The sequence below is a fragment of the Streptomyces sp. NPDC051064 genome, assembly GCF_044455985.1.
Classification (GTDB): Bacteria; Actinomycetota; Actinomycetes; order Streptomycetales; family Streptomycetaceae; genus Streptomyces.
Genome location: NZ_JBITFK010000012.1, coordinates 19372 through 42306, shown reverse-complemented (window position 1 = coordinate 42306; position 22935 = coordinate 19372). Strand labels below are relative to the sequence as shown.

Annotated in this window: 20 protein-coding genes; 6 read left to right on the top strand and 14 right to left on the bottom strand. The window is 72.4% G+C overall.

Going from position 1 to position 22935, the window contains the following annotated elements; translation table 11 throughout:
* Positions 1–3 precede the first annotated feature (3 nt).
* The 4 genes from thrC to groL all read left to right on the top strand — a co-directional run bounded on the left by thrC (position 4) and on the right by groL (position 4192).
* Positions 4–1302 (top strand): threonine synthase, encoded by a 1299-nt coding sequence (gene thrC / locus ACIBCU_RS34045; protein ID WP_362936305.1) that lies wholly within the window; start codon positions 4–6, stop codon positions 1300–1302.
* A 27-nt stretch (positions 1303–1329) separates the two neighbouring features.
* Positions 1330–1605: a MoaD/ThiS family protein gene (locus tag ACIBCU_RS34040; RefSeq protein ID WP_099174090.1), complete on the top strand. Its 276-nt coding sequence runs from the start codon at positions 1330–1332 to the stop codon at positions 1603–1605.
* A gap of 447 nt (positions 1606–2052) precedes the next feature.
* A complete protein-coding gene (locus ACIBCU_RS34035; RefSeq protein ID WP_003967346.1) occupies positions 2053–2259 on the top strand; it encodes a cold-shock protein in 207 nt (68 codons plus the stop codon).
* Positions 2260–2569: 310 nt separating this feature from the next.
* A complete protein-coding gene (gene groL, locus ACIBCU_RS34030) occupies positions 2570–4192 on the top strand; it encodes a chaperonin GroEL (protein WP_351272810.1) in 1623 nt (540 codons plus the stop codon).
* A gap of 120 nt (positions 4193–4312) precedes the next feature.
* Here groL and ACIBCU_RS34025 read toward each other — a convergent pair whose 3' ends face one another.
* The 12 genes from ACIBCU_RS34025 to ACIBCU_RS33970 form a co-directional block, all read right to left on the bottom strand.
* Positions 4313–5641, bottom strand: coding sequence for an NADase-type glycan-binding domain-containing protein (locus ACIBCU_RS34025; RefSeq protein ID WP_399236208.1), 1329 nt, complete (start codon positions 5639–5641; stop codon positions 4313–4315).
* Positions 5638–6195 (bottom strand): phage tail protein, encoded by a 558-nt coding sequence (locus ACIBCU_RS34020; RefSeq protein WP_362936312.1) that lies wholly within the window; start codon positions 6193–6195, stop codon positions 5638–5640. Before ACIBCU_RS34020 ends, ACIBCU_RS34025 begins: the two co-directional genes overlap by 4 nt.
* Positions 6196–6223: 28 nt before the next feature.
* The gene (locus ACIBCU_RS34015; RefSeq protein ID WP_399236205.1) at positions 6224–8182 is read right to left on the bottom strand and encodes a putative baseplate assembly protein; all 1959 of its coding nucleotides are present in this window, start codon (positions 8180–8182) and stop codon (positions 6224–6226) included.
* Positions 8182–8634, bottom strand: coding sequence for a GPW/gp25 family protein (locus ACIBCU_RS34010; RefSeq protein ID WP_362936318.1), 453 nt, complete (start codon positions 8632–8634; stop codon positions 8182–8184). Before ACIBCU_RS34010 ends, ACIBCU_RS34015 begins: the two co-directional genes overlap by 1 nt.
* Before the next feature lie 58 nt (positions 8635–8692).
* On the bottom strand, positions 8693–10594 hold the full coding sequence (locus ACIBCU_RS34005; RefSeq protein ID WP_362936321.1) for a VgrG-related protein: 1902 nt from the start codon (positions 10592–10594) through the stop codon (positions 8693–8695).
* Positions 10594–11316 (bottom strand): LysM peptidoglycan-binding domain-containing protein, encoded by a 723-nt coding sequence (locus ACIBCU_RS34000; protein ID WP_362936324.1) that lies wholly within the window; start codon positions 11314–11316, stop codon positions 10594–10596. The genes ACIBCU_RS34005 and ACIBCU_RS34000 overlap by 1 nt, the downstream gene beginning before the upstream one ends.
* 27 nt (positions 11317–11343) lie before the next feature.
* Entirely contained in the window at positions 11344–11766 is a 423-nt protein-coding gene (locus ACIBCU_RS33995) for a phage tail protein (protein ID WP_104787882.1), read from the bottom strand.
* 66 nt (positions 11767–11832) lie between these two features.
* Positions 11833–12729 carry a hypothetical protein gene (locus ACIBCU_RS33990; RefSeq protein ID WP_399236202.1) on the bottom strand — a complete coding sequence of 299 codons (897 nt, stop codon included), beginning with the start codon at positions 12727–12729 and terminating at the stop codon, positions 11833–11835.
* 2493 nt (positions 12730–15222) lie between these two features.
* Entirely contained in the window at positions 15223–15381 is a 159-nt protein-coding gene (locus ACIBCU_RS33985; RefSeq protein WP_187355792.1) for a DUF6760 family protein, read from the bottom strand.
* Complete coding sequence (locus ACIBCU_RS33980; RefSeq protein ID WP_399236199.1) at positions 15378–15875, bottom strand: hypothetical protein; 498 nt, start codon at positions 15873–15875, stop codon at positions 15378–15380. The genes ACIBCU_RS33985 and ACIBCU_RS33980 overlap by 4 nt, the downstream gene beginning before the upstream one ends.
* A complete protein-coding gene (locus tag ACIBCU_RS33975) occupies positions 15875–16318 on the bottom strand; it encodes a phage tail protein (protein WP_104787890.1) in 444 nt (147 codons plus the stop codon). Before ACIBCU_RS33975 ends, ACIBCU_RS33980 begins: the two co-directional genes overlap by 1 nt.
* 65 nt (positions 16319–16383) lie before the next feature.
* The gene (locus ACIBCU_RS33970) at positions 16384–17967 is read right to left on the bottom strand and encodes a phage tail sheath subtilisin-like domain-containing protein (RefSeq protein ID WP_399236196.1); all 1584 of its coding nucleotides are present in this window, start codon (positions 17965–17967) and stop codon (positions 16384–16386) included.
* Positions 17968–18209: 242 nt separating this feature from the next.
* Between ACIBCU_RS33970 and ACIBCU_RS33965 the strand changes: the two genes are divergently transcribed.
* On the top strand, positions 18210–19754 hold the full coding sequence (locus ACIBCU_RS33965; protein WP_399236194.1) for a DUF4157 domain-containing protein: 1545 nt from the start codon (positions 18210–18212) through the stop codon (positions 19752–19754).
* Between the two features lie 64 nt (positions 19755–19818).
* Positions 19819–19986: a hypothetical protein gene (locus tag ACIBCU_RS33960; protein WP_399236192.1), complete on the top strand. Its 168-nt coding sequence runs from the start codon at positions 19819–19821 to the stop codon at positions 19984–19986.
* A gap of 30 nt (positions 19987–20016) precedes the next feature.
* On the opposite strand, the gene ACIBCU_RS33955 is transcribed toward ACIBCU_RS33960, so the two are convergent.
* Complete coding sequence (locus ACIBCU_RS33955) at positions 20017–22152, bottom strand: AAA family ATPase (protein WP_399236190.1); 2136 nt, start codon at positions 22150–22152, stop codon at positions 20017–20019.
* Positions 22149–22826 carry a DUF4255 domain-containing protein gene (locus tag ACIBCU_RS33950; RefSeq protein ID WP_362936342.1) on the bottom strand — a complete coding sequence of 226 codons (678 nt, stop codon included), beginning with the start codon at positions 22824–22826 and terminating at the stop codon, positions 22149–22151. Before ACIBCU_RS33950 ends, ACIBCU_RS33955 begins: the two co-directional genes overlap by 4 nt.
* Positions 22827–22935: the final 109 nt, after the last annotated feature.

Below are 22935 nucleotides of genomic sequence, written 5' to 3'. Positions count from 1 at the left end.
ATCATGGCCGTGCAGACAGTTGCAGCCGACACCAATACCTCCGCAGTGGACCTCGGTCCCGCCGCGGCACTTTCCTGCCGCGAATGCGGCGAGCGTTTCGAGCTCGGCCCCATTTTCGCCTGTGCGTCCTGTTTCGGGCCGCTCGAAGTGGCGTACGACCTGCCGAGCGGCTCCCCCGAAGAGCTGAAGAAGCGCATCGCCGAGGGCCCGAACAACATCTGGCGCTACGCGCCGCTGCTGCCGGTCCCCGCCGATGTCGCGGACAAGCCCAACATCAACCCCGGTTTCACCAAGCTGGTCAAGGCCGACAACCTGGCCCGCGAGCTGGGCGTGACCGGTGGTCTGTACGTCAAGGACGACTCCGGCAACCCGACGCACTCCTTCAAGGACCGTGTCGTCGCCATCGCCGTCGAGGCCGCCCGCGCCTTCGGGTTCACCACCCTCTCCTGCTCCTCCACCGGCAACCTCGCCGGTGCGGTGGGCGCCGCCGCCGCCCGCGCCGGCTTCCGCTCCTGCGTGTTCATCCCGCACGACCTGGAGCAGGGCAAGGTCGTCATGGCCGCGGTGTACGGCGGCGAGCTGGTCGGCATCGAGGGCAATTACGACGACGTCAACCGCTTCTGCTCGGAGCTCATCGGCGACCCGCTCGGCGAGGGCTGGGGCTTCGTCAACGTCAACCTCCGGCCGTACTACGGCGAGGGCTCCAAGACCCTGGCGTACGAGATCTGTGAGCAGCTCGGCTGGCAGCTGCCCGACCAGCTCGTCATCCCGATCGCGTCCGGCTCGCAGCTCACGAAGATCGACAAGGGGCTGCAGGAGCTGATCAAGCTCGGCCTCGTCGAGGACAAGCCGTACAAGATCTTCGGCGCCCAGGCCGAGGGCTGCTCGCCGGTCTCCACCGCCTTCAAGGCCGGCCACGACGTCGTGCGTCCGCAGAAGCCGAACACCATCGCCAAGTCCCTGGCGATCGGCAACCCGGCCGACGGCCCTTACGTCCTGGACATCGCCCGGCGCACCGGCGGCGCCGTGGAGGACGTGAACGACGAGCAGGTGGTCGACGCGATCAAGCTGCTGGCCCGCACCGAGGGCATCTTCGCGGAGACCGCGGGCGGGGTGACGGTCGGTGTGACGAAGAAGCTGATCGACGCCGGCCTGCTCGACCCGGCCCTCACCACCGTCGTCCTGAACACCGGCGACGGACTGAAGACGCTCGACGCGGTCGCCCCCACGACCGGCCTGTCGGCGACGATCCGGCCCAGCCTGGACGCGTTCCGCGACGCGGGCCTCGCCGCCGCCAACTGACACCCGAGACCGAAGGAAGGCACCCACATGAGCGTCAAGGTCCGTATCCCCACCATCCTCCGCACCTACACGGGCGGTCAGGCCGAGGTCCCGGCCGAGGGTGCGACCCTCTCCGAGGTCATCGCGTCCCTGGAGCAGAACCACCCGGGCATCGGCGCCCGTGTCCTGGACGACCAGGGCAAGCTGCGCCGCTTCGTCAACGTGTACGTCAACGACGACGACGTGCGCTTCGAGGGCGGCCTGGACGCGGTCACCCCGGACGGCGCGGGCGTCTCGATCATCCCGGCCGTCGCCGGAGGCTGATCTCCCGACACGGTCACGGGCCCGACCGGCGGCCCGACCGCACGGCGTGAGCGATATGACCCCCTCCGCGAGAAGCGGAGGGGGTCATTCTGCATGGTTGAGCACGGTACAGTTGGGGAAGTCCCCGCAGCTGCCCGTGCCGCCCGCATATGAGAATGCGCCCGGCCGCGACAAGAAGCAGCCAAAGTAAGTGAACTCCTTGTGGCATAAGTGGCCTTTGTCAGGCCCGACTTGCCCTGGAATCTTATGAGTTCCCCCATTGCGTGCGGTCACCCGTGCCCAGAATTCTCGTCCGATTGACCTGTTGCAGAGGGCAGTTGGGCAGATACATTCGGCCGCGGTCGACGCGTTCCGGCGCACGCCACCCTCTCCTGTCGGAGGGTGAGTTCTGACCCGGGCCCGCGAAGTGCGGTGCTCGTGCAAGGGCCAGTAATAGGGGAGTTAGGCATGGCTCAGGGCACCGTCAAGTGGTTCAACGCGGAGAAGGGGTACGGCTTCATCGCGGTCGACGGTGGTGCGGATGTTTTCGTCCACTACAGCGCGATCCAGATGGACGGGTACCGCACCCTCGAAGAGGGTCAGCGAGTTGAATTCGAGATCTCGCAGGGCCAGAAGGGGCCGCAGGCGGACATGGTCAAGCTCGCCGTCGGCTGAGCTCGGCGCGGTCGTCCGACGACACTACTCACGCACGTGAGGCCCGTACCCCGGCCAGGGATACGGGCCTCACGTGCGTCCTCGTCCGCCCGAAGGTTGTCCACATCCCGAGGGTGACGCTTGCACTCGTAGGGGTCGAGTGCTAATCATTGGCGTTAGCACTCTCCAGGTGAGAGTGACAGAAAACTTGGACCGGGCCGGTGAGGCCCGCAGGCTCCGTGGGGCAAGGAACCACTGAGCACGCTGGCCGTCCGTCGCGGGCGCCACTCGGTCCGGAGAAATCCACCCCTGTCCGGGAGGACCACTTCACATGGCCAAGATCATCGCGTTCGACGAGGAGGCACGGCGCGGTCTCGAGCGCGGGATGAACCAGCTCGCCGACGCCGTCAAGGTCACCCTCGGCCCCAAGGGCCGTAACGTCGTCCTCGAGAAGAAGTGGGGCGCGCCCACGATCACCAACGATGGTGTTTCCATCGCCAAGGAGATCGAGCTCGAGGACCCGTACGAGAAGATCGGTGCGGAGCTGGTCAAGGAGGTCGCCAAGAAGACGGACGACGTCGCCGGCGACGGTACGACCACCGCCACCGTTCTCGCCCAGGCGCTCGTCCGCGAGGGCCTGCGCAACGTCGCCGCGGGTGCCAACCCGATGGCTCTGAAGCGTGGCATCGAGAAGGCCGTCGAGGCCGTCTCCGCCGCTCTGCTGGAGCAGGCGAAGGACGTGGAGACCAAGGAGCAGATCGCTTCGACGGCCTCCATCTCCGCCGCCGACACCGAGATCGGCGCCAAGATCGCCGAGGCGATGGACAAGGTCGGCAAGGAAGGCGTCATCACCGTCGAGGAGTCCCAGACCTTCGGTCTGGAGCTCGAGCTCACCGAGGGTATGCGCTTCGACAAGGGCTACATCTCGGCGTACTTCGCCACCGACATGGAGCGTATGGAGTCGTCCTTCGACGACCCGTACATCCTGATCGTCAACTCCAAGATCAGCAACGTGAAGGACCTCCTTCCGCTGCTCGAGAAGGTCATGCAGTCGGGCAAGCCCCTGCTGATCATCGCGGAGGACGTCGAGGGCGAGGCCCTGTCGACCCTGGTCGTCAACAAGATCCGTGGCACCTTCAAGTCCGTCGCCGTCAAGGCTCCGGGCTTCGGTGACCGCCGCAAGGCCATGCTCGGCGACATCGCCATCCTCACCGGTGGCACCGTCATCTCCGAGGAGGTCGGTCTCAAGCTGGAGAACGCCGGTCTCGACCTGCTCGGCACCGCTCGCAAGGTCGTCATCACCAAGGACGAGACGACCATCGTCGACGGTGGCGGCGAAAGCGACCAGGTCCAGGGTCGCGTCAAGCAGATCCGTGCCGAGATCGAGAACTCCGACTCGGACTACGACCGCGAGAAGCTCCAGGAGCGCCTCGCGAAGCTGGCCGGCGGCGTGGCCGTCATCAAGGCCGGCGCCGCCACCGAGGTGGAGCTCAAGGAGCGCAAGCACCGCATCGAGGACGCGGTGCGCAACGCCAAGGCCGCCGTCGAGGAGGGCATCGTCGCCGGTGGTGGCGTGGCTCTGCTCCAGGCCTCGGCCGTCTTCGAGAAGCTCGACCTGACCGGTGACGAGGCCACGGGCGCCAACGCCGTGAAGCTCGCGCTGGAGGCCCCGCTCAAGCAGATCGCCGTCAACGGTGGTCTCGAGGGTGGCGTCATCGTCGAGAAGGTGCGCAACCTGCCGATCGGTCACGGTCTCAACGCCGCGACCGGCGAGTACGTCGACATGATCGCCGAGGGCATCATCGACCCGGCGAAGGTCACGCGCTCCGCTCTGCAGAACGCCGCGTCCATCGCCGCGCTCTTCCTCACCACCGAGGCCGTCATCGCCGACAAGCCGGAGAAGGCCTCTGCGGCCGCTCCGGGCGGCATGCCGGGCGGTGACATGGACTTCTGATCCTCGGATCAGCAGCTCCAGGCGGTACCGCGGTATCCGTACGACGCCGGCCCCCGGGATTCGTTCCCGGGGGCCGGCGTCGTCGTTGTTGCCGCTGTGCGGTGTTCAGGTGCGGCCGGGTCAGGACCCGTCGGTGTTCGACGGGCCGAAGAACTCGATCTCGGCGATGGCCACCTGCTTGTCCGAGGACGCTGCGTGGGCCGACTCGACGGTGAAGCGCACCTTGACGGCCTCGCCGACGCGGAACGCGCGCCGCTGGCCGCCCGTGCCCTGGTCCAGGGTCAGTTGGCGGGTCGCGGTCTTTCCGTCCTTCGTCGTGATCGTCGCCTTGATGCGCTGCGGCAGTGCGGACTTGTTGAGGTCGTCGGCGCGGATGGACACGCCCGGAGTGATGATCACGTCCAGCAGGCGGGTCGGCTGGTCGAAGCGGGCCTCGATCCACTCGCCCTCACCGGACTGTGTGACCCCCGGGCCCCACCACGTGTTGTTCACCTTGTCGAAGGCGAGCTGCGGCTTGTGGCCGGTCCACGAGCGGGACGCCGCGAGTTCGTCGGGGGCGACCATCGCGCGCTTGGCGAAGTGGTCCTTGGTGGCCTGGATGCCGTCGGGGAGGTACACCACGCCGAGAACGGCCAGGGTGACGACGACGGCGGCGGTGATCCATGTGCCGATGCGGTCGAAGGCGCGGCGGATGCGGGGCCTGTCGCCGGCCCACGGGTTCTCGTTCCTGCGGGAGCCCGCGAGGCGGCGCCACCACGGGAGGGGGGCGGGCGCGCGTTCGTCGTTGGCGGCCAGCGGCATCGCGCAGCGGACGCAGTAGTGGCGGTCGGGGCGGTTGGGGGTGGCGCACCAGGAGCAGGGCGGGCCGTTCCCCGTGTCCTGCTGGGGGCCGGGGACGCGTACCTGCGGCCGGTCGGTGTCGGGGCGGCCGGGCAGGACCGGAGCGGCGGCGGGGGGCGGCGAGGAGTGGGACGGCTCGGGCTCGGCGACCGGGACGAGGAGGGAGCGGGCGCGGTCGGCCGCGCTCTCGCCGGAGGCGGGCAGCGGGACGGTGGGGTCGGTCTCGCCCGGGTGCCGGCCGTCGGAGGCGCCGGGCGAGGCGGCGGCCCAGCCGTCGGTCGCCCCGCCCGCCGCGTTCGCCCGGCCGGGCTCCTGGACGTCGCGGTGGTGGCGCGGCAGGCGCGAGGCGTCGGGTGTCGCGGCCGAAGGGCCTGCCTCGCCGGGCGCCGTCGCGGCGGCGCCGGTGTGGACGCCTACGCCGGCAGGGGGCGTCGCGTCCGGGCCGTTGCCGGGCGACGCGGATCCGGCGGGCGGGGTGGAACCGGCGGCCTGTGCCGCGTTACCGGTGCGGGGACCTGGGCTCCAGCTGAGCACGGCGCCACAGGCGTCGCAGAACGACTGACCCGGTTCCGCGCGGGTGCCGCACTCGGCGCAGTTCTGCGTGGTCATCTCTCCGGGGTCCTTTCGGCGGCCGTCACGGTGACGGTGTAGGGCATGTGCGCGGGGCGGGCGGCCGCCACGAGGGCGTCCAGGCGGTGCGTGTCCGCGGGGGTGGGATCGGGGAGGGCGATGGTGACGTGGAGGTGGGGGCGGGGCTTGCCGGGGACGGGGCCGAGGGGGCGGGCGTTCCAGGTGGCGCCGCCGCTCTCGGAGATCTCCGGTTCGGTGCCGAAGGCGAGCTGTACCGCCTCGGAGAGGCCGCGCCGGGTGCCCCGTACGCGGTGCAGCCGTGCGGCGGCGGCCACGGCGGCGCGCAGCCGTGGCTCCGGTTCGGTGCCGTCGGTCTCGGCGCCGACCCAGGTGCTGAGCCACTGGGCGAAGTCCACCGGGGTGAGGGCAGGGTCGAAGTAGGCGTCCACGCAGTCGAGTACGTTCAGGATCGGCGCCAGGACGTCGTCGAGCCCGCCGACGAAGCGCTGGGCGAGATCGTCCTCCGCGAAGACGGCGGGGAGCATCGTGCTGATGGGTGTGGACGAACCGAGGCCGTCGACCGAGCCTCTCATCGGTGGCCTCCTGAGCAGATGACGGCTGTCACGCCCCGTCTCCGATCACGCGTACGCGGTGGTCGAAGGAGAAGACCAGGGACGGCGGTTCGAGGTCGATGCGGTTGGTCGGGTCGCCGCGCTTGCCGGTCAGCGGGTCGGCGGGGTGCAGGATGACCTCGTCGACCAGTTCGACACCGGGGACCCGCTGGAGGACGGCGAAGACCTCGCCCGCCTGGACCGGGCGGCCGAAGGGCCAGCCGCGGCCGTCGGCGCCCCCGGTGAGCGGGTCGAGGTGGTGGTAGAGGGCGTCGTGGACCTGGCGGCGTACGCGGTCGGTGTCCACCCCGCGGAAGGCGTGGACGGTGGCCACCACGGTGACCCCCTGGTAGTAGGGCGGGCCCACGGCGACCCGGGTGCCGATGAGGCGGCGTTCGTCGAGGTGGCGGGTGATGCGGCCGAGCAGCGCGTCGCCCGGGACGAGTTGTTCGAAGCGGAGCCGGCCGCCGGGGTCGGGGACGGCCTGGGGCACGACGAGGACCCGTATCGCGTAGGCGCCGTACTCGCTCTCCTCGCCCTCCAGGCAGGTGATGCGGGCCGTCTCGGGGGCGGCCCGGCGGGCGAGTTCCTCGTAGTCGCGCAGGGTCACGGCGCGTTCCTGGGCCCGGAGGGTGATGGGCGCCCGGAGCTTGGCCTCCTCGACCGTCTCGCCGTCGACGCCGCCGCGGGCGGCTTCGCGGTTGACGACCTCGGCGACGTACGGGATGGAGGTGCGCAGGACCTGGACGGTGCCGCGGGCCACGTTGCCCTCCCGGCCGCCGCCGGTGCGGTAGCGGCGGGCGCGGATGACGGAGCCCTTGGGGGCGACTGCGCCGTACTGGCGGAGGGTGCCGTCGGGTTCGCGGACGGCGGGGCCGAAGGCGATCTCGCCGGTCGCGGCGTCCAGGGTGATGTGCCGGTCGTCGGGCCGGGACGCCGCGAAGTGCGGGACCACCTGCCAGTCCTCCCAGCCGTCGTGCTCGGCGGTCTGGAGCCAGAGGGGCGGGTCGTCGCCGACCACGGGGGCGTGGGTGAGCCGCAGCCGCTGGCCCGGCAGCCCGATGGACTCGCCGAGCGCCTCGTCGTACACGGCCTCGGCGTGCACGACGCCGGTGGTGCCGCCGATGGTGTAGGCCTCGGCGGACCGGATGGTCGGCGACGTGGCGTAGAAGGGCTGGCCGGGCTGGGGTTCGGTGACGCGGCAGCGCAGCCAGCCCGCCTCCTGTCCGCCGTTGCGGGAGAGGACGTGGCCGCCGGGGATGTGCAGGACGATGTCGCCGGGCCGGTTGAGACCGCCGGTGCCGTCGCGGTCGATCTCGCAGGGCCGCCAGCCGTCCTCGGTCCAGGCCTCCCACACGAGCGGGGGCTGCCGGGGGTCGACGCCGACACCGTCGACGCGGCTGTCGAGTTCGAGGGCGAGGGCGCAGTGCGGGACGGCGGCCGTGAGGCCGATCAGCATGCAGTCGCCGGGGGTGGGCGACTCGGCGAAGCAGAACAGGTCCTTGCCCTCGGCGAGGTCGTCGGTCCGGTCGGCGACGGGCTCGCCCTGGTGCTGCACCACGAGGTACCGGAGCGCGCTGGGCACCACGGTCAGTTCGCGTTCGGTGGCGAAGACGACGGCGCTCTCCCGCTCCGTGCGTACGGTCGCCACCTCGGTGCCGACCGGCACGGCTATCGCCTCCTCCTGCGGGGCGGACAGCCAGAACGTGACGTCGGTGCGGGCGGCGGCCGGCGGGAAGAGGGTGATGCCGACGAGGTCGAGGAAGGCCAGATGGTTCTTCTCCGGCACCCGGTTGAGGCGGTAGACGATCTGGTCGGCCATGTGCGCGACCGTCTCGACGAGGGTGACACCCGGGTCGGAGACGTTGTGGTCGGTCCACTCCGGGGCGCGCTGCTGGATGTAGCGCTTGGCGTCGTCGACGAACTGCTGGAAGCGGCGGTCGTCGAGGTTGGGGGAGGGCAGGGACATCAGCGGTCGCTTTCGGCAGGGGCACCGGAGCCGCCGGAGGGGCCCGGCTCCCCGGGTTCGTCGTGGGAGGGGATGACGTAGAACGGGAAGACCAGGCTGCGCGGGTTGTTGGTGCCGCGGATGGCGTAACGCACGTCGATGAACAGGACGTTCTGTTCGGCGCCCGCGGTCACCTCGACCTCGTGGACCTCGATGCGGGGCTCCCAGCGGTCCAGGCTGGCGTGGACCTCGTGCTGGATGCGGCCGGCGGTCTGCTCGTTGACCGGTGCGAAGACGAGGTCGTGGATGGCGCAGCCGAACTCGGGGCGCATCGGCCGCTCGCCCGGGGCGGTGGCCAGGACGAGCCTGATGGCCTCCTCGACCTCCCGCTCCCCGCTGACGAGGGCGATGCCGCCCGTGGGGCCGATGCGCAGCGGGAAGGCCCAGCCGGAACCGACGAACTGTTCGGCCATCAGGGAGCCACCTGCCTTCTTCTCGATACGGACCCGGCATGCCGGTAGGGGCGTCCGGTCATCCGAACGGGTACTTGATGGTGTTGACGAAGAAGCCGCCCATGAGGTCGAGCTTGATGGCCTTGATGTTCACGTTGGCCACCGACTGGACGGACACGATCCCCGTGGCGGAGAGCGACGCGGCGCCGGTCGCCGACAGGTTCAGGGCGCCCATCGCGTTCACGCTGACCACGCCGCCCGTGGACCTGAGGTTGACCATGCCCTGCCCCTGAAGGGTGAGCGGGCCGCCGCTCTTGATCGTCACCGCGCGGCGTGCGCTCAGCGAGAGGTCCGTGCCCGCCTCCACCGACACCGAGCGACTGCCCGTGATGCTGACCGCGCCCTTGCTGTCGACGGTGATCTCGGTCTTGGTGCGGTCGAGGTTGATGGTCAGCCTGTCGTCGCCGCTGGCGATCCGAACGCCCTGCTTCCGCGCTCCGGTCCGCTGGCTGAGCAGGTCGACGCGGTTGCCCTGGCGGTCGGACACGGTGTGCCGGGTGGCCTTCTTTTTCAGGCCGTCGTGCAGGGGCACGTCGTTCCTGGTGGGCACGTCCCGGCCGTTGTAGAGCCCGCCGATCACGAACGGGTGGTCCAGAGCACCCCGGTCGAAGGCGACCAGCACCTCGTCGCCGACGTCCATGGGGAAGACGCCGCCACCGCCCACGCCGCCGGACTGCACGCTGCGCGCCCAGTCGCTGACGTAGGTGTTGTCGAGCCAGGGGAACTGGAGCTTGACCCTGCCCTGCTTGAGCGGGTCCTGCACGTCGGTGACGATGGCGTTGGCGACGCTGGGCAGCCGGCCGCCGTCCGGGGTGCCGCCGCCCGAGGCCAGCCCGTACAGCGAGCGCCACTGGCGTCCGCTGACGGTGACCCAGGACTCGTAGTGCTTCCCGTCGCCGAACACATGGCGTACGGAGGTGACGGTGTACTTCCCCTCGAAGGGCTTGCCGACGTCGGCGAGGGCCACGGGCACACCGGGCCGCAGTTCCGGGTTGCCGCGCACCACGACTTCCAGCTCGGCGAAGGAGGACGTGACGTCGGCGGCGAGCGCCTGCGAGGCGTGCCGCACCTCGTCCTGCTTGTCGTAGGGGTTGCTCGTCTCGACGAGCTTGGCCGCCTTGAACTTCCCGGCGGCCTCACCCGGGGTGAGGCCGATGGAGATGCCCGGGTCGGTCTTGGCGGGCGAGACCTCGGTGATCTTCTTCTTGGTGGTGACGTTCCAGCCGCGCGACTCGACCTCGCCGACCTGGTCGGCGGCGGTGACGGCGGCCCGAAGCCGCAGGATGTCGTGACCGGCCTGGAGGACGAAGGGGCTCTTGTCGCCGTCCGTACCGGGTGAGGGCGCGCCGGACGACGGGTTCGGTTTGACGAACCGGAACTTCCCCTTGGGGTCCAGGGACATCACCATGCCGTTCTCGTCGGCGAGCCGGGCCAGGAAGTCCCAGTCGGTGACGTTGGACTGGCTGATGAACCCGTACGCGCCCTTCGTCGGCTGGATGCGGCCGACGGGCACGCCGTCCATGCCGACGAGCTTGCGGGCGATGTCGGAGGCCGTCTGGTTGCGGTACGCGGCGACCCGGCGCTGGCGCATCAGGCGGTGCCCGAAGTCGTAGCCGCGGATGACGGTGAAGCTGCCGGTGCCGTCGTAGTCGGCCTCCATGCCGGTGACCTCACCGGTCAGCAGCGGTTTGCCGACGCCCTGGCCGTCCGCCACCGGGGTGAGGACCACCCGGGTGCCGAACTTCACGCTCAGCTCGCCGAGCACCAGGTGGTACGGGTCGCGGAAGGTGAGCCGGAAGGCGGCGGGGACACCGGCACCCTGGTCGACCCAGCCCTCGACGAGCATCGGGGCGATGGCGGCGGGCAGCTTCGCACCGCCGATGGTGACCTGCATGATGGTGGAAAACGCGGTCTGCACCATCAGTGAGGCACCTCCTCGGCGGCGGGCAGCAGGAGTTGCGTGCCGGAGGGCAGACGGGACGGGTCGTCGATGCCGTTGGCCTCGGCGATCGCACGCCACGCGGTGGCGTTGCCGTACTCGCGCCATGCCAGCGACTGGAGGGAGTCGCCCGCGACGACCTGGTGCACGCGCTGGGCGGTGAGTGCGCCGGAGGTCGGGTTCTGGCCCTTGGTCTTGCCGGGGATCTCGTGCAGCTGCACCTGGCAGGTGGCGCGGATGGGGATGCCGGTCGTCCCGAAGAGGGTGTACGACGCCTCGATGGAGCTGACGTACGCCGTGAAGCGGGCCGTGGAGAACGACCCCCACTGGAAGACCACCCAGGGCGGTGACGGCTGGTTGGCGGCGATGCTGTTGGCGGTCACCTCGCAGCAGCCCAGCAGCGACTCCACCTTCTTCAGCACGGTGTTGCCGGTCGGCTTGGTGGAGGAGTCCAGGAAGATCTCCAGGGTCATCTCCCGGGGCTCGGCTCCCATGAACTCCGGCTTCGAGCCGTCCCGTACGGCCGCGGTCGGGGTCGCCTTCCACTGGGCGCGCTGGCTGAGGGACAGCTGCGCCGGGTTGAACTCGAAGCTGAACGTCCTCATGAGCGCGCCGGGTGTGGTGCTCGTGCCCACCGGTGGCTCGTGGATGGCGAGGCCGGCTCGTACGAGGCTCTTGCCGGCGCCCTTGCTGCTCTGGGCCATGGTCTTCCTCTCTGCTCTTCGGCGCCGTCAGTCCGTGAAGCCGTGGTGGGCGATCTCCAGGACCTCGTTGGCCACGGCCGGGTTGCCGGGGTCGAGGCTGGGGCCCTGCCAGCTGACGGGCAGTACGTCGATCAGCCCCCAGCGGGCGACCAGCGACCCGTCCGCGCGCAGGGCGGAGATCTGGGCGGTCGGCCGCTTGATCCCCGTCTGGACGGAGGAGATCCACTTGGCGACCTTGGCCGTGTCCGGGGTGAGGGGACGGGTCAGCCGGATGTTGGAGAAGGAGACGCGGGTGGGCAGTTGCCACACGAACCCGTTGTTGCCGCCCTCCTGGCGCTGCTCGATCTCCACCTGGGACGACAGGCCTTCGCACCCGTTGAAGTAACCGAGGCTCTCGCCGTCGATGGTGAGGGTGAACCAGATGGTTGAGCCCGGGTCCTGGCGGGGCATCGCGGGTGGGCCTTTCGTCGGATACGTCTACGTCGGAGGTGGTGGTCGGACGGCGGGGGCGCCCGGTCAGTGACGGGGGTCGCGGAGCCTGCCGATCCGTTCGCGGTCCATCCGCAACTCGGTACGGATGAGGCGGGTGATGCGGCCGATGATCCGGTGCACGAGCTCGTCGAGCTGGAAGTCGGTGAGCTCGCGGGGGTCGAATCCGCCGGCCGGGACGGCCGTGTACTCGGGCGGCGGCTCCTGCTGCGAGGTCGTGGAGCCCGGCGGCGGGGTGGAGCCGCCGGCGGGCGGGGAGTACGGGGGCGGCGAAGCCGCGGGCGGGCTGCCGGAGGGCCGTTCGTAGGCCGGGGGCGGGGTGGTGCGCCCGCTCCGGTGCGGCCGGATACGGCTCAGGGTGGTGGCCACCGTGCCGGCGGCCGCGGAGGCGAGTGCGCCGATGGACGAACCGCCGCCGAGGCGCTGGACGGTGGGGTCCGAGGCACTGCCGCCGTTGGACTGTACGGGGCGGGAGGGCGCCGGCGGTGTCGCCGACGGCGGGGTGAGGGGCGCGACGGGGAGCGGGGACGCGGCGGCGGTCCCGGGCGGTGTGAGGCCGCGCAGCGGTACGGCGGTGAGGGGCATGGCACGGCGCTGGACGCGGGTGGGCGACGAGGGCAGGACGGCGGCCGGAGGCCGGGGGGCCTGAGGAGGTGCCGGCAGCGGGGGCAGCGGGGGCAGCGGGGCCCGGGTGCTCTGTGCGGGGACGGCGGGGGCCGTGGTGGTGGTCGGCGGGCCGGCAGGTGACGCCGGTGCGGTGGCTCGGGGGCCGACGGCCCGCGGGATGGGAGGGGGGATGAGCGGGGCCGCGTCCGTGGGCGCCGAGGACATCGGGGCGCCGAGCGGGGTACGACGCCGGGTCGCGGCGGCGGGGGGCGCGGCCGTGGTGCGCTGGACCTGCTGCCCGACGGGAGCGGGAGCCACCGCGCGTCGGACCTGCTGCACGGGGGGCGCTGCCGCGGGCGCGCGGTGCGGTGCGGCCGGGGACGGCGCGGCGGGCGGCGGATCGTGTGCGGGGGGCGGCGATTGCGGGGCCGTCCGCACGTGTGGCTGTGAGGCGGGTGCGGGGGCCATGGGAGGCGCGGACACCGGTGCGGACGACATCGGGGCGCCGAGACCCGGGCGGGCCGGCTTCGGTGTGCTGCCGCGCGGGCCGGTCGGCCGGTTGCCGCCCGTGCCCGGCGGTGTGGTGCGCGGGAGGGCCGAGACCGGGAGGGCGGCGGGGGCGGTGGCCGTGGGCGGCGTGGGGGACGCCGGGCCACGGGTGTCCGATGCCGCGCCCCGGACGGGCGCCGGGGAGGGCGAAGGGCCGGCGGGGGCGGCACCGGCGGCCGGGTTACGGGTGTCCGATGTCGCGCGCTGGACCGGGGCCGGTGAGCCCGAAGCCGGAGAAGTGGTGCGCCCGGCTCCGCCGTTGCCGGAGCCCGCTGTCGCGGACGGCCGGGCGGCAGGCGTGTCCGAGCCGGTGGCGGAGGGCCTCGGCTCGGCGCTCCGCACCGGGGGCTGCCCGTCCGCGCGTGCGGTGCCGCCGCGCGGGGCGGGGGCAGCCGGACCGCTCGACCCGGCAGGTGCGGCAGGGGCCGCCGGGCGGGCGCGGTCGCCGGTGTACGGCGGTGTGCCGGGGCTGCCGGCATCGGCGGTGCGCCGCTGCACAGCGGCCTTCGCGTCGCGCGGACCGGCGGAGGCTATGGGGGCACCCGGGGCAGCCGGATCGCGAGGCGCGTTCGGGGGCGCCTGCGCGGACGGAGGCCGAGGCGCGTTCGTCGGGCGGCCGAGGCCGCGCGGGGCGCTCTGCTCGGCCGGTGCCGTTCCGCCGGGACCGGCGGGCCGTACGGGTGGGGAGGCTGCCCTGTCGCGGGGGCCACGGGGTGCCGCGCCCTCGGCCACGGCCCGCTGGACCGGGGCAGATGCCGGGGCGGGCCCGCCGGGCCCCGTGCCGGAAGCGCTGCGTGCGCCTTCCGTCCTGGGAGCGCCCGCCTCTGCTCCACCGGACGAACCGGCACCGGACGCACTAGCACCGGACGCACTAGCACCGGACGCACCGGCCCCGCGTGAGCCGTCGCCCGACGATCCCGCACCGGACGAGGCGGCGCGGGGCGTTTCGGCACCGCGCGTCCCCGTGGTCACGCCGTCGCCGGGGCGGCCCGGTGCGGTGTCGCGCGGGGCCACCGCGCGCTGCAAGGGGGCGCCATCGGTCGGCGTACGCCCGGCGGTGCTCTGCGGCGCGGGCGCAGGAGAAGGCGCGGGCGAGGGCGCGGGCGAAGGCGCGGGCGAGGGCGTGGCGCGGGGGGAACCGGTCGCGCCGACTCCCCCTCGGTCACCTTCAGTTGCGGTCGCCGCTCCGGGCGCACTCTGCGTGCCCCCCGGGGCGGAGGGCTCTCGCCGTGTGGCCGGCAGGACCCGCCGCTGCACGGCGGGTGCCTTGGTCAGGGGCCGAGCCCGCGACGGGGCGGGCGGTACCGGCGCCACGCGGACACCGGGCGCCGGCGCGGGGGCGGTCCTGGGCCCCGGGCTCCGGACCGCCCGTACGGGTGCGGGGGACGCCCCGGAAGGCGCCGATGTCTCGGCAGCGGCTGCACGCCGGCCCGGCGCGGGGGCCGCGTCCGCACGGGCCGTGCTCCCGGCTGCGGTCGGTGCGCCGACAGCCGCGCTCCGGTCACTGACAGCGGGAGGCGCCGCCGCCGGAGACACCGGCAGGGAAGCGGGAGTTGACGCGGAAGGACTGCCCAGGGGCCGCGTCTGCACGGCCGGAACGGCAGCCGCCGACGCGGGTGCCGAGGAGGCCGGCGGAGCAGCAGGCCGCGCAGCCGCAGAACGCCCGCCCGCGCGCGCAGGACCCCCGGGCCTCTGTGAGGCGGGCGCCGGTGCAGGCGCCGACGCCGAGGCCGGCCCCGACGCAGGTGTCGACCGGGCCGACTGTGCCGGCCGTGCCGAAGGCAGCGCCCGTAGCGGCACCGCCGGGGCACGCTGCACCACCGGCTCTGCCGCGCCTGTCGCCAGCGGCAGTGCGCCCGAGCGCCCTTCGAGCCCCGCCACCGGGTGGGCCGAGCGGGTCAGCGCGCCCGAGAGGAGGCTGTCCGGCGCCGTGTTCATGACGCCGAGCGACGGCGTCCCGGTGAACGAAGGGTTCTGCCACGTCGGCAGCCGCCCGCCGAACCCGGCGTCCGCGACCACCGACCGCCCGGCGCCCATCGCCCGCTGGATCGGCGGCAGGCCGGACCAGGACGCGACGGCCGTCGGCACCGACCCGGAGGCGGAGCCGGACGCCGGGCCCGGGTCGGCCCCCTGGCCGGACCCGGCCGGGTCGGCAGGCCCGGCGGGTCCGGTGGGTTCGGCAGGCCCGGCCCCGGCGGGTGCGGTGTGTTGTGCGTCTGCGCGGGCCTCACGGCCCCGCATCCGGTCCAGGAACCCCACGTCTCAGCCCTCCGCCCCGGCGCGCGTCACGAAGGACGCGATCTGGTCCGCGTACAGCCGGCGGTCGTGGTGTTCCAGGTCCAGGATCGCCTCGAGGCTCCAGTGGAAGTGATAGGCGACGTACGCGATCTCCTCATGCAGCCGGTCGGTCGCGTACGTCACGATTCCCCCAGGCGGCTCCCGCCGAGTTCCACCTCGAAGGGCTCGGAACAGTGCGGGCACTCCACCGCCGCCCGGGTGTGGCCCTCGGCGTTGATCTGCCGGTAGAAGTCCTGGAGGAACGCGAGGTCGGAGGCGAACATGTTCTCCACCGTCCCGTCGTGCACCATCGACAGTGTGCCGAGCCGGGTGATGACCCGGCCGAGCAGCACCACCGACAGATACGCGGGGTTCTCCTGGACCCGGACGTCCCGCAGGGGGATCAGCTCGTCCCGGGCCGTGGACAGGCGCATCACGCCGTCCTTGTGCACGGTGCCCGCCTCGTCGACGTAACCGCGCGGCAGCTCGAAGGGGAACTCCGTCTGCAGCCGCTGCGGCACGGGAGCGGGGGCGGGGGCCGGGGCCGGAGCAGGCGTCTGCTCCGGCCCCGCCACGGCCTCGGGCGCCGGTACGTCCGCGATCGGGCCCGCGCCGGCCCTGGCCGTAGTACGCCGCATTACTCGATGACCAGTTCTTCGAAGACGATGGTCACGGTCTCCGTCAGCGCCGAGGCCTCACCGGCCTTCAGGGCGCTGGCGTCGATCTTGCTGCACCAGGCGTTGCGCATGTTGTAGCGCTTCGTCGGGTTGTTCTGATAATCCATCACGATGATGGAGGCGTTCTTGCGGGCCGTGGACATCTGACCGGCGATCGAGTCGTTGATCCACGTCGTGAACGACGCCGACGGGGTCATACCCCGGACCACCGTGCACTGCCCGTCCTTCTGCGTGCCTGGCATGAGGCTGACCTCGGGCTTGCCCTGCGCGGAGTTGGAAAGGTGCTTGATGACGTCCTGCTCGATGGTGAGGCCGTTGACCTCCGCGAGGTACTCGACCATCACGCCGTCGATCTGGAGGCCGAAGTTATGTGAGGTGAACGCGTCACCCGGACCGATGCTCATCTTTTTCCCGTCCTACCGGAGTTCTTGTCGATCGCGTACGAGGGCTGGGGGTGCGGGCCGGCGGCCTACTCCTCCAGCTCGCCGTTGCCGCTGGAGAACTGGGCCAGCCGGAAGATCACGAACTCGGCGGGCTTGACCGGGGAGATGCCGATCTCGCAGATCACGCGACCGACGTCGACCGACTCCGGGGGGTTGGTCTCCTCGTCGCACTTGACGTAGAAGGCCTCCTCGGGACGCGAGCCGAAGAGGGCGCCGCTGCGCCACTCGTTGACGAGGAACGCCGATACGTTGCGCCGGATGCGGGCCCACAGGTTCGTGTCGTTCGGCTCGAACACCACCCACTGGGTGCCGATCAGGATCGACTCCTCCAGGTAGTTGAAGTACCGGCGCACGTTCAGGTAGCGCCAGGCCGGGTCCGAGGACATGGTGCGGGCGCCCCAGACGCGGACACCGCGGCCGGGGAAGGCGCGGATGCAGTTGACGCCGATGGGGTTGAGCAGGTCCTGCTCACCGCGGGTGATCTGGATCTCCAGGTCGACCGCGCCGCGTACGACCTCGTTGGCGGGCGCCTTGTGCACGCCGCGCTCGAAGTCGTTGCGGGCCCAGATGCCGGAGACGTGACCGCTCGGCGGGACCAGTCGCGACTGGCCGGACGCCGGGTCGAAGACCTTGATCCAGGGGTAGTACAGGGCCGCGAACTTGGAGTCGTAGCCGGCGGTCTCCTGGCGCCAGACCCTGATCTCGCGGGCGTTCAGGCTCGGCGGCGGGTCGATGACCGCGACGCGGTCGCCCATCAGCTCGCAGTGCGCGATCAGACCGAGCTGGACCGCCTTGACGGCCTCCAGGTCGATCGCTCCGCGCTGGTAGGCGGACATCAGGTCGGGGACGGCGACCATGGAGATCTCGTCCACGGCTTCCAGACCGCCGAAGCCGGTGCGGTCCGCGGAGTCACCGAGGTACTGGGCGGGCCCGGGGTGGGCGGAGGTGTCCGCCGCGGGGACGGCCGGGGCGGCGGCGGCCGGGGCCGCGAGCGCCACGGTCTGGTTCTCGGGCCGTGCGAGCTGCGCGGCGGGCGCGGCCTCCTGCACGGTGATGAGCTTGGAGCGCTCCTTGACCTGCGTGACGACGTAGTTGCGGCCGCTCTTCTTGGCGGTCACGTCGAAGGTCTCGGCGGTCTTCTCGCCGTCCTTGACGACCAGCTTGAAGCGCTCGGCCGGCCCCTCGCCCTCGGGGTCGGCGACCTCGACGGTCAGCGAGCCGCTCTGCCCGGGCGCGAGCGCCGTCACCGTGAAGGTGCCGAGCTGCTGCGGCTCACCCGTCGGCAGCGCGGCCGGGGTCCTGGAGCCGGTCACGGCGGCGGGGGCGGCGTCGGACGCGCCCTCCGCCGAACCGCCGACCCGTACGACGTAGGCGGCGCTGCCGCCGTTGTTGAAGAAGCCGTAGACGGAGTGCGCCAGGTAGTACCCGTCGGTGAAGTCACCGAACGCCGCGACGTACTGCGTCCAGTTGGTCACCAGGGTGGGTTCGTTCAGGGGCCCGGTCGACGCGAGGCCGACAAAGGCCGCAACCGAAGTGCCCACACCCTCGATCGGGCGCGAGCCGCTGGCCACCTCCTCGACGTATACGCCGGGCGACAGGTAGGACGGCATGCTCTGCTCTCCTCGGGGTACGAGACAGGACCGGCTTTCACCTTCACGCGCGAAGCGCGTCTCCCGAAACGTCCTGCGGGGCCCGGTCGGGGGCACCTCTCTTGCCCACAAGGGCACTTCTGTGCGATGCGTCCGCCTGTGCGTGACGACGTTGCCCGCAAGGCTGCCCTCGCGGCCCTGCCGGGGGCCGGGGCGGGCGGGTAGAGCTGGGTGGTCAGCTGTCCGGTTCCGAAGGGAGCGTCGTGCGCGCACACGAAACACCGGCCCCGCAGCCCGGGGACCGGAGCAGACCTCGCCGCGCCGGTGCGCCGAGCACGCAGGCCGGCCGGTTGCTGGCCCTCCAGCGCATGGCGGGGAACGCGGCCGTGTCGCGCGCCATCGAGGAGGAGCGGCACGCGCACGGGCCCGGGTGCGGCCACGGTGAGGCGGCGCCGTCCGGAGAACAGCCGGCCGTCCAGCGGAGGGTCTCGGTGCAGGAGGCGATCTCCTCGCCGGGCAGCCGGCCGGAGCCCCGCATCCTCGACAAGGCCCAGCAGGCGTACGGGATGAGCTTCGACCACGTCCGGCTGCACACCGGGCCGGTCGCGCAGCGTTCGGCGATGGAGTTCAACGCCGTGGCCTACACCACGGGTTCGGACATCGTCAGCCAGAAGCCGCACCTGGACGACGAGACGATCTTCCACGAGCTGGACCACGTCCGTCAGCAGACGATGGGTCCGGTGGCGGGGACGGACAACGGTGCGGGGGCCAAGGTCTCGCACCAGGACGACCCCTTCGAGAAGCAGTCCGCCGCCAACGGCCGGAAGATGGCCCAGGGCGCCGCGCCCGACCTCTCCCTGCCGGGCTCGTCCGCGCCGGTGCAGCGTGCCGTGGAGTCCGCCGGAGCGGACACACCCGAGGTCCAGCGGGTTGCTTCCGAGACCGGGGAAGGCACCGGGGGCGCGTACCGGCAGACGAAGCCGACCCCTCCGGAGGACCGGGACGTGACCCTGCGCATGCTGGACCGGCTGTCCCGGATCGCCCTGGAGACCGTCACCAAGACGAACAGCGACTACACGAACAAGCATGGCCAACCCCAGCGAGGCAAGGGCAAGATCACTCCCCACCTGGCGGTGTCGCTCCTCCCCGGCGGGCAGGCCCTGGCCATCGCGGGGAACACCGGCGACAGGCGGGTCACCGACAACGACAAGAAGGTGGTCGAGGCGGAGCTGCGGAAGTACGTGGACGGGGACCCCGAGATGCAGCACGCCAAGAAGAGGGACCGGACGAAGCTCAAGGCCCTGACGGCGGGTGACTACGCCGAGGGGCACGGCAACGCTCCCGGGCTGCTCGCTGTCAACGACGCCTTGCGCAGGTCCATCCAGTGGTTCGCCGTCGGGGGCACGGAGTCCGACAAGAGTTCACAGCACGGTGAGATGACCGTGCTGGGCCGGCATGTCGCCGACTGGGTGGCGAACCCGAACACCTCGGGGGACATCGAGAAGGTCATGATGGGCGGTGTCAAGAAGGCGTGCGCCAGCTGCCAGTGGGCCTTCGAGGCCGTCAACGATCACATCGGCCGGCCCAACGGTTACGAGGTCCAGGCCTCCGGCACCCACGCCCAGTACTTCCCCGGCTGGCGGATGCCGGAGTGGATGAAGGCATACCCCGATGTGGTGGCGCAGGTGGAGGCGCGGGCCGCTGAGATCGGTGTGGAACTGGAGGACTCGGTGCTCAACGGGACGATGACGGACAGGACCGTGGGACACGACCCGGACTCCTCGGGTTCCGAGTGGGACGACGCGTAGTGCGGCCCTGGCGGTGACGCCTGGTGCGGTGCCGGGATTGTGAGCCCGGCCCGGAGTAAGGACGATGCAGGGGTTCACCATCGGGGTCCTCGAAGGCACCGTCTGCCGGACCACCGGCGTCGGGGGCCAGGGGTGGGGAGGCCGCTTCTGCACCGGGCCCGCGGACCGGGTCTACGGCGGAAGCGACATGAAGCTGAAGCTCCAGCTCGAAGCCGTCAAGTTCACCGTGTGACGCGGACGGCCCCGGCCGGCCGGGGCGGACTCACCAGTTCGCCTCGCCCGGCACCAGCCGTCCCGCCTTGCGGTACTCGCGTCGGGCGCCCTCCAGCAGGTCGCCCGCCCCGACCGGCTCGTCCCGCCCGGCGGCGAGGTAGGCGGCGGTGACCACCGCGCTGCGGATCGACCCGCCGGCCAGCTCGAAGTCCCGGGCCAGGGGCGCGGCGTCGATGTCCTCGGCCGACGGGACGTGCGCCAGGCCGTGATGCCACAGCGCCAGCCGCTGGCCGGCGTCGGGGAACGGGAAGTCGACCACCAGGTCCAGACGCCGGGTGAACGCCTCGTCGATGTTGGACCGCAGGTTGGTGGTGAGCAGGGCGATGCCGTCGAAGGACTCCAGCCGCTGCAGGAGGTAGGAGCTCTCCATGTTGGCGTACCGGTCGTGGGAGTCCTTGACCTCCGAGCGCTTCCCGAAGACGGCGTCGGCCTCGTCGAAGAGGAGCACGGCGTCCGTGCTGTCGGCCTCGGTGAAGATCCGTTCGAGGTTCTTCTCGGTCTCGCCGATGTACTTGTCCACGATCGAGGACAGCTGGACCACGTAGAGGTCGAGGCCCAGGTCGGCCGAGACCACCTCCGCCGCCAGCGTCTTCCCGGTGCCGGACTCGCCCGCGAACATGCCGACGACACCACGGCCGCGCCCACCGCCCGCGCTGAGCCTCCAGTCGCCGAGGACCCGGTCGCGGTGGCGGGCGCGCAGGGCGAGTTCGCGCAGCTGCGTGAGAGGTTCGTCCGGGAGGACGAGGTCCCCCCAGCCCACGGCGGGCCGGATCCGGCGGGCGTGCTGTTCGAGGCCCGACGCCGACTGCTGCCGCGCGGCGAGCCGGATGTGGCCGGCGGTGAGCGGTGTCCCGTCGAAGGCGGCCAGGGCCAGGGCGGCACGGGCCGCACGCCCGATGCGCTCGCCGCCGAGGTGGTACGGCGCCACGGTGGCGGTCAGGTCGAGATGGCCGGCGTCGGGGCCCAGAGCGGCCTGCCAGACGGCGGCGCCGCCGGCCGGGCGCCGGGGCGCCTCCAGCACGAGCGGGTCGTTCGGGGACCAGTGCGGGTCGTACGGACGTGGGTCGGCCAGCAGCACGGTCACGTCCGTGGCCCGGGTCAGCGCTTCGACCAGCGGGGCCGGCCGGCCGGGCAGGCCGGACACCACGATCGCCCGGCCGCTGAGGCGCGCTTCGCGCAGCAGCGCGTGCACGCCGTCGTCGGTGCCGGCGGAGGTGCCGACGAGGGCCCCGCCGGGCGCGACACCGGCGGCCCCCGAGGGGTCGGCGGGGCCGGAAGGGTCAGGGGGGCCGGAGTGGCCCGAGTAGCGCAGCGCGTCGACGCCCGCCGCGCGCAGGGCGGACGCGAGGGCGGCCAGGCCGTCACCCTCCCGGTGTTCCCGCAGGTAGACGGCGAGCGGAGCGTCGTGCAGCCGGGCGGCCAGCTGCCGGCCGAAGGCCTCGTCCTGCTCGGCGGCGGCCAACGGGTCCGGCATGGGCTGGAGCCGGCCGAGCAGCGCGGCGTCCGGGGTGTCGTCACCCAGCAGGTGTGCGGCCACCCGGTCCGGCACGCGCAACGAGCGGGAGAGGAAGGGGCGTTCGGGTTCGTCGACCTCCAGCAGCCCGAGGGCGAGCAGCGGCGCCGTCGGATGGAAGCGCGCGCGGCCGTCCGGCAGGTGGCCGGGCAGCCCGCACAGTTCGAGGGCGAGGCCCACCGTGGCGCGGCGGCGGCTCACGTCGTCGTTGAGGTAGCCGTAGAGCGGCTCGAAGGTGCGGTCGAGGTCCGGGGCGAGCGCGATGAGCAGGACGGCCGCGTCCCAGTCGGTCAGCCGCAGCCGGGCGGCCGTCCGGGCCAGCCGGTCGTCGGCGTCGTCCGGCAGTCCGGCCCGCGTCTCCGGCGGGAGGGAGCCGTCCGGGTCCGTGGCCGGCCAGGTGTTCAGCAGGTGGAGCACGGCCTCGTCGGAGAGGTACAGGCCGCGCAGCGGGTCACCCGCCGTCGGGTCGGTGGCGGAGCGCTGCCCGACCAGCGTGGTCACCGCCTGCCGGAGTCCGGCCAGCCGGGCGAGCAGCGGGTGGGAGGGGTCGCGGGGCCGGATGTCCGGGATCTCGCCGTGCAGCGCCTCGGCGGGCGGGTGCGGGGCGTTCATCGCTTCTCCGCGCGGCGGGCCGCCGCCTCCTCATGGGCGGCGCGGGCCGCCGCCACCTGATGGGGCCGGTGGGAGCGCCCCGGGGGCCGGGAGGCGTCGCCCTCCAGGTCGCGTACGCGGATCGTCGCGCCCTCGGTGACCGGGGGCCCGGCGTCGTATTCGGGGAAGGCCGGGAAGGGCGCGGTGACCACCAGGTCCAGGGAGGGCTTGAGCTCACCGCCCAGCGCGGACCAGATCTCGGCGAAGGAGCGCGACTCGGCCTGGAGGCCGGCCACCGTCAGCGGAATCGTCAGGCCGAGCCGCCCCAGCGAGCCGGGGAGTTCCTCGGGGGACAGCAGCTCCCGGGGCAGCAGCGTCGCCAGCACGGCGGACAGCAGCCGGTGTTCGTCCTGCGGGGTCTTCGTCCACGCCGTCACCAGGTAGGACAGCCGGAACCAGCGCGGCGGCTGGCTGCGGCGCACCACGATGTTCCGTTCGTCGCGCACCGACGTGTGGCCGCGCTGCCGCCGGGTCACGTCCTCCCGGATGTCGTACAAGTAGGTGTTGACCACGGGGGCATTGCGCCGGGCCGCCCAGTCACGGGTGGGCGCCTCGAAGGACACCTCGATGCCGGAACCCGCCAACGCGCCGCCGCTGAGCAGGCGTTTGAGGACCTCGTCCACCTCGTGGATCACTCTTGCCGCTCCTGCCCTGCCGTGGTGCCTGCCGTACGTCCGGCGCCGCTCGGTGCCGTATGCCACCGATCGTGCCCTGTGTCCCGCCGGGGCCCCAGGCACGCCGGGG